This is a genomic window from Exiguobacterium sp. s193 (assembly GCF_018618755.1).
Lineage (GTDB): Bacteria > Bacillota > Bacilli > Exiguobacteriales > Exiguobacteriaceae > Exiguobacterium_A.
Map to the genome: position 1 here is coordinate 455481 of NZ_JACSMR010000002.1, position 11488 is coordinate 466968.

The following is an 11488-nucleotide window of genomic DNA, read 5'->3' on the forward strand; positions in this document are numbered from 1 at the left end:
TCTAAAATGTGAGACTATTTTAAATACTCAATTGATTTGAAAAAGGGGGGAGACTTGAATGGGAGTCTTCAAGAAATTGGGTTGGTTCTTTCGACTCGAATGGAAAGCATACAGTATCGGAATCATTTGTTTGATTTTTGTCGCAGGGCTTGAGTTGATTCCACCGAAAGTCATCGGGACGACCGTCAATGGATTAAGTGACGGGAGTTTAATGAAACAAAAATTATGGACGCTCGCCGGAACATTGGTGTTGATTGGGCTATCCACTTATGTCATTCGTTACTTTTGGCGGTTTTATATCTTTGGCGCGTCCATCCGCCTTGGACGCTTGTTACGCAGCCAGCTTTATGGTCATTTTTCAGACTTGGATCAATCCTTCTATAAAAAATATCGGAGTGGGGACTTGATGGCGCATGCGACGAATGATGTCCAAGCAGTTTCGATGACGGCAGGAGCGGGGATTTTGACGCTTGTCGATTCCGTGACGATGGGAAGTTTTGTCATCATCACGATGGTGACGACAATCAGTTGGAAGCTGACACTCGTTTCACTTTTGCCGATGCCGTTGATGGTCTACTTGACGTCGCGTTACGGCAAGATGTTGCACTCACGTTTTCATGATGCACAAGAAGCATTTTCCGACTTAAATGATAAAGTCGCTGAAAGTGTCAGCGGTGTCCGTGTCCTGAAAGCAACGGGCGAGGTCGAGTCGGACGTGACGACCTTTACATCGTTATCCGACGATGTCGTCCAAAAAAACCGCCGTGTCGCAAAAATTGACGCTTTGTTCGATCCGACGATTTTCGGACTCGTTGGTCTATCGTATATCATCGCCGTCGGGTACGGGGCCTATCTATTGCAACAAGGGGAAATCCGAATCGGGGATATCGTCGCCTTCACTACATACTTAGGTCTCTTGACGTGGCCGATGCTCGCATTCGGTTGGTTATTCAACATCGTCGAACGAGGCCGTGCTTCGTATGACCGGATTGAACGGATGCTTGCGGTTGAACCAGAAATTAAAGACGCAAAAGAGGCCGTGACGACAGTCGATTCACCACGTCTCGATATCGCGATTGATCGTTTCATCTACGAGACACAACCGGTTCTCGAACAGATTAATGTCACGCTCGAGCCCGGGAAAACACTCGGGATTGTCGGGCGAACGGGTGCAGGGAAGTCGACGTTCGTCCGGTTATTGACCCGCGAATATGATGTTAAACAAGGTGCCATCCGGATGGGCGGGCAAGATATTAAACAGCTTCTTCGTGATACGGTCCGTCAACAGATTGCCGTCGTCCCGCAAGATCATTTCTTGTTCTCGGCGACGATTGCTGACAATATTGCTTTCGCGAAACCAGAGGCTTCAATGGAGCAAATTATGGAAGCAGCCCGAATTGCTGCCGTCCATGACGATATTCTTGGTTTTAAAGAAGGTTATGCGACGATGGTTGGAGAACGTGGGGTGACGTTATCCGGGGGACAAAAACAACGGATTTCAATCGCCCGTGCCTTGCTTGCCGATTGTCCGATCTTAGTGTTAGATGACGCGTTATCTGCCGTCGATGCGAAGACAGAAGAGGCCATCATCAATCATTTCCGGACGGCGGATAACGAACAGTCGCAAATCATTGTCGCGCATCGCTTGTCTGCCGTATCGCATACAGATGAAATCATCGTTCTCGATGCCGGGCGGATCATCGAACGGGGGACACATGAACAGCTGTTAACACGTAATGGGTGGTATAAAGAAACGTATGACCATCAACAACTCGAATCATTAGTCGAACAAGGGGGTGGACCGTTTGAATCATGATATCAATGAAAAGGACGTCTTGAAACGTCTGCTTCGATTTGTCGGTCCCTTTAAGAAACAAGTGTTTGTAGCGTTCCTTCTCTTATTGGTCACGACGGGAGCGAAGCTCGGTGGTCCTTATTTAGTTAAAATCTTCATCGATAACTATGTCACGACAGGGAACTACCCGGTCCGGGAAGTCGCCTTATTGTTTAGTGTCTACTTAATCTTGCATACGACGGGCATTTTAGTGGATTACTTGCAAGCCTTTGAATTCCAAAAAATCGCCTTAAAAGTCATCCAACGTCTTCGGATTGATGTATTTCGTCACGTGATGCACTTACGTCTTGCCTATTTCGACCGAACGCCAGCTGGGGTGTTAGTCTCGCGCATCACGAATGATACGGAGGCGATTAAGGAACTCTACATCGGTGTCCTCTCAACGTTCGTCCAGAGTGGTGTCCAATTGATCGGAACCTATATTTTCCTTTACTTCTTGGACCCGACGCTTGCGACGATTGCCCTTGCGTTACTCCCGGTCTTTTATTTCGTTATCTGGATTTATCGCCGGTATTCGACGAAGTATTATGCGGAAGTCCGCGACCTGTTATCAAAAATCAATGCCCAGTTAAATGAATCAATCAACGGGATGGCAATCATTCAACAATTCCGCCAAGAAAAACGATTGATGGCAGAGTTCGAAGAGACAAACGTCGCCCACCAAAATGGACGGTATAAAAACTTAAAGCTCGATAGCTGGTTACTTCGTCCGATCATCGAACTGTTGTTAGCGATTTCGATTGCGACACTCGTGACGTACTTTGGTCTCCTGTCCTTTACAGAGACGGTTCAGGTCGGTGTTGTGTATGCCTTCATCAGTTATCTTGAACGGATTTTTCAGCCGGTCCAGCAAATCATGCAACGACTGTCTGAGTTTCAACAGGCAATCGTCTCAGCGGACCGTGTCTTTAAGGTCCTCGATACGGATGAGCCGGAACCGACAAAAGGTCTTCCAGGTACAGCAAACGTAACGGATGGACATATCGTCTTTGAGGATGTCCGGTTCAGTTATGATGGCGAAACGGACGTCTTAAAAGGAATTTCGTTCGAAGCGAAAAAAGGACAGACGATCGCGCTCGTCGGTCAGACCGGGAGTGGGAAAAGTTCGATTATCAACATCTTGATGCGATTTTATGCCTATCAGTCGGGACGAATCCTGATTGACGGAAAGCCGCTCGAACAGCTTCCGGAAGACGAACTACGGCGTCACGTCGGACTTGTCTTGCAGGACTCGTTCCTGTTTACGGGAAGTGTCGCCGATAACATTCGGTTGTTTGACGACAGTATTCCGTTCCGGACGGTCGAAGAAGCAGCTCGTTTTGTTCAGGCAGATAGTTTCATCCACCAACTCGATGATGGCTATGATAGTCCCGTCGCTGAGCGAGGAGCGACGTTCTCAGCCGGCGAACGGCAACTGATTTCGTTCGCGCGGACGATGGCACGTGATCCAAAAATCTTAATTTTGGATGAAGCAACAAGTTCAATCGATACAGAAACGGAAGAGAAGGTGCAGACGGCGCTGAAACGGATGCGGGAAGGGCGGACGACGATTGCGATTGCCCACCGACTATCGACGATTCAGGATGCGGACTTGATTCTTGTGCTCCATCAAGGGGAAGTTGTTGAACAAGGAAATCATCAAACGTTGATCGCGAAAGACGGACTCTATAAAAAAATGTATCAATTACAGTCGGGTCACGTGACTTCGATTTCATGAAAGCACACAAAAAGGCCTGCCAGGCGATCTCGCCCGGCAGGTTTTGCTGTTACTTTTTTAATTAGTAGACAGTTACTGTGACGTTTTGGCGTCCCCAGTTGATTGCTTCTTGTTGTGAACCAACGAGAAGGTCAAGTTTGTTACCTTGAATTGCGCCACCACGGTCAAGAACGATTGCTTCGCCAATACCAGAGATGTGCATCCGTGTGCCGATCGGGTATTGTGAAGAAGCTGCTACGATACGCATACCGTTGTACGTGATCGTGTTCGTTACGTCATAACCGCTAGCAGTTAATGCACGACCGTTGTAAAGTTGGCTACCGTTGCTTGATGGGTCAGTCGTGTAAGCACTGACGTTCATCGTCACTTTTGTACCAGACTTCGCTGAAGTCGTTTGTTTTGTAGCTGCTGCTGGTTGAGACGCTGGTTTAGCTGCTGCTTTAGGAGCTGGCTTCGCAACTGGTGCTTTTGCTGCTGGAGCTGCTTTTGCAGTAGAGCCTGCTAATGTTGTATAGGCACTGTGAACGTAACGTGTTTTACCATCGATTGTTGTTTTGATCCAAGGACCGACTTTGTTTTCCACGTTAACAGTTTGACCTTTATAAAGGTTACCAACATCTTTAGAGTTAGTTGTTGGTTGCGTCCGAACGTTTAGTACTGCCGTAGTAACTGTAGCTTTTTTAAAGTCGAATGAAGAACCGGCTGTTGTATAAGCGCCGTGAACATAACGTTTTTGACCATTGATGCTTGTTTTAATCCAAGCACCAGAACGTCCTTCGACATTTAATTTTTGACCTTTATATACGTTACCTACGTCTGCTGATGCCGTTGTAGGTGCTGTGCGTACATTTAATACTGCTGTGTTTACTGTTACCGTCTCTGAGGCAGCCTCTGTCTCTTGGGCGAATCCTACTGATAGAGCCGTTGCTGCAAGTCCTGCAGCGAAAACTGCTTTTTTCATTATTGATGTCCTCCTGACATGTGCTGTGTTTACTGTTCCTACTCTACACGGCGAAACGGGGTAGTGCGTTTACAGGTCAGTGTCATTAAAGTTACAAAAGAGGTCAGTGTGACAAACAGATTGCAAAAAGCGTCTTTCTGTCATTGATAGGTCATAAAGCACACGTTTTTTCGTCATTTAAGTCTTTATACCTATATATGGAATATGCGTTTTAAGGATTATCTGTCCAAAAGTCATGCTTTTTTTAGAAAAAAACTAAAAAAAGCCGCTCTCCTCATTTTTAGAGAGCGGCGTTAATCTATGAAAAATCATGAAACGCATTAAGATAATAATGGTTCATTTGTATGCGGAGCGGAATAGTTTTGAACGGAACGTGTATATTCTACTAATAGAAGGTCCAGTTCATGACTAAGCTTTAAAACACGTGGGGAGGTGAAACTAGACCGATCTGCTTGATGATACAGTTCACTTCGCTTGGCTTCAATTGCTAACGTCAGTAATTGTTGGCTTGTCATAGCATTCTCCCTTACATTGGTGTCGTATCCATATTCTAGCAAGTGGATATGGGGAGTGCAACGATATTTTAGTGAGATAAAGTAAATGTAATTTTTTTGTAATTTAAGAAGTCACGAATCTTTCTTATCTTTTGTGAGATAATAGGTGCTAAATGATGCGGAGTTTGGCAAAATAGAGAAGAACTTCTTCTTATAGAAAGGAGCTGCTGAAATGGAGCTCTCGTTGTGGTTAGCATTTGGGGCAGGGTTACTGTCATTCGTGTCTCCCTGTACGCTGCCGTTGTATCCGGTATTTCTTTCGTACATTACCGGTGTATCTGTAACGGATTTAAAAGAAAAGGGTGTCCGGGAAAGGCGTTCGTTGTTTCACACGCTCGCTTTTTTAGTCGGGTTCGCACTCGTCTTCGCGGTACTGGGTTTGTCGACGTCACTCTTCGCAGATGTCTTCATCACGTATCGCGATACATTACGAATGGTCGGGGCGCTCGTCATTTTCGTCTTCGGCATCGTGTTGGTCGGCTTATGGCAACCGACATTCTTAATGCGTGAAAAGAAACTCGATCTTGGTGAACGTAAGGGCGGGTACATCGGTACGGTCCTCGTCGGTATCGGATTTGCAGCCGGATGGACACCATGTACGGGTCCGATTCTTGCTGGGGTCATTGGTCTTGCAGCAACGAATCCAAGTCAGGGAATGCTCTACATGTTATTTTATGTCCTTGGATTTTCGATTCCCTTCTTAGTAATGGCCTTTTTTGTTGGACGTTCGAAGTTACTCGTCCAGTACAGTCTGAAAATGACGAAGTTCGGTGGAGCCTTGATGATGATCTTTGGAGTCATGTTGTACTTTAACGGATTGAGTAAATTTGCAGCCTGGATGAGCGATATCGTAGGATTTACAGGATTTTAATCGAGGAAGTGATGAGATGATTTGGATATCGACAGGGGTCGCGCTCGTGATGGGGTTACTCATCAGCTTCATACGAGTGAAAGCGTCGGCGAAGCCGACGAACGCCAAAAAGATTTTAATCCCACCGTTTGCGATGTCGACCGGGATGTTGCAGTTTTTATACCCGGCATCGCGTCTGACGTGGACGGAAGTCGCCGAAGCTTTGCTCGTTGGAGCAATCTTTAGTATCTTTTTGATTAAGACGTCGAACTTTTATGAAGCAGAAGGACAAATTTATTTACAGCGGTCAAAAGCGTTTTTCATCGTCTTGTTTGGGATTTTACTCGTACGGACGATTGCGAAATTCGTCATCGGGGGTCAAATCGATATCTTTGAAACGGGCGGAATTTTCTACCTCGTTGCGTTCGGAATGATCGTGCCGTGGCGCATCGCCATGTATTTGAAGTACAAACAAGTGAAATCGGGAATCGTTCCCGTCGAACATTTGCCACAATCTTAAAAAAAACTGACCGTCTCATCCAATTATTCGGACGAGACGGTCAGTTTTTTGCGTATCATACAGAACATCGATTTCTTGGTACCAATCGTTTCCGTTATGATTAACTTTGGAAATAGAGTTCGTATTCACGCCAATCAATCGCATGTTCCTTCAAGGCTTTTTTCAAAAATTTATGATCACGTTTTGGAGTCGCTGAAATATATCCTTTAACGACGAGCTCTGACGTCATGACTGAAGCACGTTCTTCAAGCGCGAATTGACCAATCCGTCCAGCGATTTTCCGCCGCGCGACGTCACGAAATGCTGTCGGAACTGGCATGACGAGGGCGTTCAATAAATCCATTGTCTCATCCGTCCACAAGTGTCGTGTCTGATCGATGTACTCATCTTCCCAATCCATCATCGATTTGCCGTCTTCTTTCGGGAGTTTCTTTAAGAACTTCCGAAACATAAAGAAGCCGCCAATCGCCATTAGTGTAATCATGATAAAGCCCCAGAGCAAAATTCCATTCATGAACCATGCCATCCGTGACTCATCCCCCTTTCAACATCATTTATAGATTAGCATAAATGTTTTTCTCATGCTATGATGAATGACGGAGAAAGTGAGGAGAAAAGATGTTACAGCCATATGTACAATTAGATGAATCCGGACGACCTCAAAAAGGGAACTTACCCGAGACAGCAGAAGGGCGCGTCGTCGAGTTTTATTATGATACGGGTGGAACTGACATCACGGTCGTATTCGTGACGATTCCCGCTCAAGATGCCAGTCGCAAGCGGGCATTTACCGTCGGGAAGACGTTTAAGACGATCTCGACTCTTGAAGATTTTACATTAGTGAAATATGACCTGATAGATCACAAGATCCTCGCGACACTTGAGATGTTCGCTGATGGATCGAAGCGTCAAATCGACGCTTCGAGATTGCTCGACTATTAAACAAAGAAGGAGACGCGGATTGCCGCGACTCCTTCTTTTTATTTCGCGATCAGCGTGATTTGATCATGGTCAAGCTCGGCGATCCCGCCAATCGGGAACGTAAATAAGGGTTCCGTGTGACCGAAATCTGCATTCGCAATGACTGGAATGGACGCGAGTCGTGGATAAAGACTGACGAGATAACGTAAATGTTCTTCCGTCATCTTCGTTGTCAGTTGGAACCGTCCAAAGACGATGCCACGGATTTCGTCAGCGCCCGGTTGTGCCAGTAACGAAGCAAAATCACGGGCGAACGTCGCCGGGTGGACCTCGTAGTCGTCCTCTAAAAAGAGAATCGTTTGTCGTAAATCGGGGAAAAACGACGTACCTTGTAATAGGTTTAACGTACAGAGGTTTCCTCCGAGAATCCGGCCGCGCGCTTGTCCGGACGATAAAACAAGATGACCGTCGTTCAAAGACGTGATGGTACGGCCATCCATCGAGTCGTGCCAATTGACGCTCGGGCGGACGGAGACCGGTTCGGCTCCAAATAACATCTTCTTGAAGTAGTCGAGCGTATAGGCGTCACGCGAACTGAGTGCCCGTAACATCGGACCCGAGTAAGTGACGAGTCCCGTTTTCGTGAAAATCGCGTTACTAAGCGCCGTGATATCAGAAAATCCGCAGAGAATCTTCGGATGGGTCCGAATTAAATCGTAATCGAGTCCCGCAAGCAATTCGTTTGAGCTGAAACCACCACGGACACAAAGAATGGCGTCGACGTCACTGTCGGCGAAAGCAGCATGTAAATCGTCGATCCGGCAAGCCGGGTCGCTCGAACCGAACGGATTGACGGCGCGGGCATGCTGACTGATCGAAACCCGTAGACCAATCGTCTCGAGCAATTCAATCGCGTCGTTGACGATTTTTTCATCGACGCTCGATAAGCTCGAAGCAGGCGCGAGCAGACGGACATGTGAACCATTCTTGAGTTTGTCCGGGATGATTGGCGTCAACTGACTTTCGATGCATTCGATTCGGTTTTTGAACGGGTCTTCCGTGAAAAAGCGGCGGCGGGGTGCAAGGCGGTCATCATACATAACCGGATAACCCGCTTCGGTCAGGCGTTTCGCGACGTCATCCAAGTTCGGAAATGTCAGACCGGGATGGGCTTTTTTAGCCGGCTGAAACTCTTGTTCGATACCGACGTGAATGGCTGCTGCGTGACTCTTAAACCATACACCGCCCGTCGCGCGGACGCCGGGCGGTTTTTCGACTTCCGTCATATGTAAAAGCCCGGCATAAAAAGCCCGGGTGGATTCTTCAGAAGCAGGTGGGGCGGCTAACTGGACGTGATCAAGCATGGCGACACTTCCTTTCACGAGGGTTCAACCGACGAATTGAGTGACACGCTTTAACTCACGTTCGACGTAATTTAAGTAGAACGCACCGTCAATTCGTTGGTCGAGACTTTGGGCAATTTCATAAATGTTCGACCGCAGTAGTCCGAGATATCCGACTTCTTCCTGCCGTGCCGTCCGGTAGGAAGCAGCATAGTGGGCAAGCAGGAATTGGAGGTAACCCCGGTCGGTCAGTAACGGAATCAATTGTTTCTTCTCATCCATCGACCAGACGTAACGCGGATTGTAATACATTTCAGCGTAGAGGTGATACGGCTCGTCGCCACCTGTGAAAAGTGGTTTGACGCGACGAACTTCTTGAATGAGCCGTTCCGTCCAGTCGAACCGGTCTTGTTTACGGCTGAAAAAGAGCGGCAGGATGTACGGATGGGCTTGATCCGGCATCCGGGAACACCCGCGTTCGTGACGGATTGCTGCGTACAACAGGAGCGCACGATCTTCAAAACCACGTTCGATGGCATATGTCATCCGACTGAAGCCTTCGCATGACGGGCAATCACTCAGTTCGTCAGACGGGGCATCGACCCATTCAGCTAAATAGAGGTCGGCTTGTTCCTCATCACCGAGTTTGCTGTAAATCATGAAACCGATGTAGTCACGCGTCCGTGAAAAACCGTGCGCGTCACAAAAATCACTGAACAGTTCATAATCGGCTTCGAGTAAAGCGGCAGAAACATCTTCTTGTTCTGCGGCATAAATCAAATATGATTTATAATTCCAGTACAGGTCTAATTCCTGTTTATGAGTGAGTGTCATTTCGTCTTTACGCACCCAGTCCATCAATAATGAAAATGAGACGAGGAATGAACGGAAATGTCCAAGATCGAATTGATTTTGGGAAAAGGTCCAAAGTGCTAAGGGGCGAAGTGAATCATCTGTTGTTTCTTCAAAAATCGTCCAAAGGGATTCGCCGCGTTCAAGTGACGGATCTTCTTCTTTCAACCGAAGATATAAGTCGTTCAGTTCTTCATGAGGGTTCATCTGTACCCCTCCTTTCTTATATGAGTATACCACGCGACGCGTGAGAAAACGTCGGTGAACGAACGCAACAAAAAATGATTCCGGTACGCGTTAATCGCGTGTCGGAATCATTTCGAGAATTTGTGGATGCAGTTCGTTTGATGGCTGAAGTAAATCCTGGATCGTATAACTATTAAGTACCTGATGAAACGCGCCAATCGCGTCATCAAAGGCTTTACGCGCTGGATCTAGAGAAGGGTGTTCGTCGATCCCTTCTTGCGGATCTAGAAAATGAGCCGTTGGTTCAAACAACTGCACAACGTCACCGATATAAATTTCATCCGGAGGACTCGCTAAGCGGAATCCACCACCGCGACCACGGACCGAATGGATTAATCCATTTTGTCCTAAACGATAGACAACTTTCATCAGATGATTTTTTGAAATGTCGTAACAGTCCGCTACTTCCTGAATTCGGACGAGTCGATCAGCATGAGCTCCTGCAAACAGAAGCGACCGAATCGCATAGTCCGTATAACGTGTCATTCGCATGCTTATCACCTACTTAATACAGATATTAGAGGGCATTCGTGTGAAGAACAAGTCTCAATGTGTTAAAAGAAAGATGTATTTCAAAAGGTGAATTAATATTTGTTTTTCATATAGGGGTCATTCATAATAAGGTGTGAAAGGCAGGTCATGGTATGCATTTTGATCAGGCGTTACATCTCTTACAAAAAATTGGTCCAGAAATGGACAAACGCGGTTTGCGTATCGCAACACGGTTTTATGATCGGATCGAACGCGATTATAGCCAGGAGCTCCAACAGATGGGGCAACAAGATGTTCACTTGGAAAATCGTGAACTGAGAATTTTACGATTAAGCCAACTGCTGCGGCATGTGACGAGTCAACAGGAATCAAGTGAATTATTTAAGCTCGTTTTGTTAGACGAAATCAATCAAACGAAGTCGTTTATCATGTCTTATCCGGAAATCGTCACTGATGAAATATTAGATGCCATTCAAACGGAGTTTTCGCTCGAATCGAGTGATCCGCTCCTCGAAGCTTGGAAAATCGTCCATCATCAACTCGTCGATACGTGTCGGCACTTTTGTAAATATTCATCCCGTGACGACTGGCGACAGCTCGAAGTATTATTAATTGCAGAAACGCATCATCTAGGTGCTGTTATTGATGAAGCGAGATATGCCTTGACGAATCAACGAAAGACGACGCTCGTCCACCTCAACGACAGGGAGGCGGTCTCGACGAAGATGACGCGGACACTGGAAGGTCTGATTCAAAAAGGACTTATTTTCCATACCCTGCATCAAAATAGTGCAGATGAAGGGACGACTGAGTTTTTAGAGATGATTGCTAGCGATGACCCAATCGTGTTCGTCAGCGGATCGAGTCGATTTATTGCGGACGTCCAACGGATCCTCGAGCCGTTACCGGTCATCTTTGGTCCATTCATCGCGGATAATGCGTTGCCATCATAATAATAATAATAATAAGTTACTTGATATGAGTTGTTTTTACAGACAAAAGCGAATTTTCCCGATTCAATTAAAGGGCGAATTCGCTTTTTTTATACACGATAGATTGTCAAATTAAGTGCAACACTTCTTCTGAGAAGACCTCATATGCAGTTCTCCAGTTAAGACATTTTCTTGGTCTACCATTTATCCAGGCGAGCGCTTGAGCGAGTTCAGAGCGACTGACC

Annotated in this window: 12 protein-coding genes and 1 pseudogene; 6 read left to right on the forward strand and 7 right to left on the reverse strand. The window is 46.5% G+C overall.

Annotation, left to right across the window (positions count from 1 at the left end; genetic code table 11):
- Positions 1-58: 58 nt before the first annotated feature.
- The gene (locus KNQ04_RS05935) at positions 59-1816 is read left to right on the forward strand and encodes an ABC transporter transmembrane domain-containing protein (RefSeq protein WP_214848032.1); all 1758 of its coding nucleotides are present in this window, start codon (positions 59-61) and stop codon (positions 1814-1816) included.
- A complete protein-coding gene (locus tag KNQ04_RS05940) occupies positions 1806-3572 on the forward strand; it encodes an ABC transporter ATP-binding protein (protein ID WP_214848033.1) in 1767 nt (588 codons plus the stop codon). The genes KNQ04_RS05935 and KNQ04_RS05940 overlap by 11 nt, the downstream gene beginning before the upstream one ends.
- Before the next feature lie 61 nt (positions 3573-3633).
- On the opposite strand, the gene KNQ04_RS05945 is transcribed toward KNQ04_RS05940, so the two are convergent.
- A complete protein-coding gene (locus tag KNQ04_RS05945) occupies positions 3634-4533 on the reverse strand; it encodes an SH3 domain-containing protein (protein ID WP_214848034.1) in 900 nt (299 codons plus the stop codon).
- Between the two features lie 320 nt (positions 4534-4853).
- Positions 4854-5048: an aspartyl-phosphate phosphatase Spo0E family protein gene (locus KNQ04_RS05950; RefSeq protein WP_214848035.1), complete on the reverse strand. Its 195-nt coding sequence runs from the start codon at positions 5046-5048 to the stop codon at positions 4854-4856.
- A gap of 211 nt (positions 5049-5259) precedes the next feature.
- Here KNQ04_RS05950 and KNQ04_RS05955 point away from each other — a divergent pair, with 211 nt between their 5' ends.
- Positions 5260-5958, forward strand: coding sequence for a cytochrome c biogenesis CcdA family protein (locus tag KNQ04_RS05955; protein WP_214848036.1), 699 nt, complete (start codon positions 5260-5262; stop codon positions 5956-5958).
- Positions 5959-5974: 16 nt separating this feature from the next.
- Entirely contained in the window at positions 5975-6457 is a 483-nt protein-coding gene (locus KNQ04_RS05960) for a CcdC family protein (protein WP_214848037.1), read from the forward strand.
- Between the two features lie 100 nt (positions 6458-6557).
- Here the strand turns inward: KNQ04_RS05960 and KNQ04_RS05965 are convergent, their stop codons facing one another.
- Positions 6558-6983 (reverse strand): DUF2621 family protein, encoded by a 426-nt coding sequence (locus KNQ04_RS05965; protein ID WP_214848038.1) that lies wholly within the window; start codon positions 6981-6983, stop codon positions 6558-6560.
- A gap of 92 nt (positions 6984-7075) precedes the next feature.
- Between KNQ04_RS05965 and KNQ04_RS05970 the strand changes: the two genes are divergently transcribed.
- Entirely contained in the window at positions 7076-7399 is a 324-nt protein-coding gene (locus KNQ04_RS05970; RefSeq protein ID WP_214848039.1) for a hypothetical protein, read from the forward strand.
- A 38-nt stretch (positions 7400-7437) separates the two neighbouring features.
- Here KNQ04_RS05970 and KNQ04_RS05975 read toward each other — a convergent pair whose 3' ends face one another.
- From KNQ04_RS05975 to KNQ04_RS05985, 3 genes are all read right to left on the reverse strand, one after another.
- A complete protein-coding gene (locus KNQ04_RS05975) occupies positions 7438-8742 on the reverse strand; it encodes a VOC family protein (protein ID WP_251136896.1) in 1305 nt (434 codons plus the stop codon).
- A gap of 24 nt (positions 8743-8766) precedes the next feature.
- The gene (locus tag KNQ04_RS05980; protein ID WP_214848040.1) at positions 8767-9780 is read right to left on the reverse strand and encodes a hypothetical protein; all 1014 of its coding nucleotides are present in this window, start codon (positions 9778-9780) and stop codon (positions 8767-8769) included.
- Between the two features lie 90 nt (positions 9781-9870).
- Positions 9871-10311 (reverse strand): RrF2 family transcriptional regulator, encoded by a 441-nt coding sequence (locus tag KNQ04_RS05985; RefSeq protein ID WP_214848042.1) that lies wholly within the window; start codon positions 10309-10311, stop codon positions 9871-9873.
- 152 nt (positions 10312-10463) lie between these two features.
- Here KNQ04_RS05985 and KNQ04_RS05990 point away from each other — a divergent pair, with 152 nt between their 5' ends.
- The gene (locus KNQ04_RS05990) at positions 10464-11264 is read left to right on the forward strand and encodes a hypothetical protein (RefSeq protein ID WP_214848043.1); all 801 of its coding nucleotides are present in this window, start codon (positions 10464-10466) and stop codon (positions 11262-11264) included.
- Between the two features lie 106 nt (positions 11265-11370).
- On the opposite strand, the pseudogene KNQ04_RS15610 reads toward KNQ04_RS05990, so the two are convergent.
- Positions 11371-11488, reverse strand: a pseudogene (locus tag KNQ04_RS15610) (IS30 family transposase); the annotation flags it as partial.

What these genes read in the sequence shown, in the direction of transcription:
- KNQ04_RS05990 (WP_214848043.1), top strand. Translation starts at nt 10,464, where the DNA reads ATGCATTTTGATCAGGCGTTACATCTCTTACAAAAAATTGGTCCAGAA.
- KNQ04_RS05985 (WP_214848042.1), bottom strand. Translation starts at nt 10,311, where the DNA reads ATGCGAATGACACGTTATACGGACTATGCGATTCGGTCGCTTCTGTTT.
- KNQ04_RS05945 (WP_214848034.1), bottom strand. Translation starts at nt 4,533, where the DNA reads ATGAAAAAAGCAGTTTTCGCTGCAGGACTTGCAGCAACGGCTCTATCA.
- KNQ04_RS05980 (WP_214848040.1), bottom strand. Translation starts at nt 9,780, where the DNA reads ATGAACCCTCATGAAGAACTGAACGACTTATATCTTCGGTTGAAAGAA.
- KNQ04_RS05965 (WP_214848038.1), bottom strand. Translation starts at nt 6,983, where the DNA reads ATGGCATGGTTCATGAATGGAATTTTGCTCTGGGGCTTTATCATGATT.
- KNQ04_RS05935 (WP_214848032.1), top strand. Translation starts at nt 59, where the DNA reads ATGGGAGTCTTCAAGAAATTGGGTTGGTTCTTTCGACTCGAATGGAAA.
- KNQ04_RS05960 (WP_214848037.1), top strand. Translation starts at nt 5,975, where the DNA reads ATGATTTGGATATCGACAGGGGTCGCGCTCGTGATGGGGTTACTCATC.
- KNQ04_RS05970 (WP_214848039.1), top strand. Translation starts at nt 7,076, where the DNA reads ATGTTACAGCCATATGTACAATTAGATGAATCCGGACGACCTCAAAAA.
- KNQ04_RS05955 (WP_214848036.1), top strand. Translation starts at nt 5,260, where the DNA reads ATGGAGCTCTCGTTGTGGTTAGCATTTGGGGCAGGGTTACTGTCATTC.
- KNQ04_RS05975 (WP_251136896.1), bottom strand. Translation starts at nt 8,742, where the DNA reads ATGCTTGATCACGTCCAGTTAGCCGCCCCACCTGCTTCTGAAGAATCC.
- KNQ04_RS05950 (WP_214848035.1), bottom strand. Translation starts at nt 5,048, where the DNA reads ATGACAAGCCAACAATTACTGACGTTAGCAATTGAAGCCAAGCGAAGT.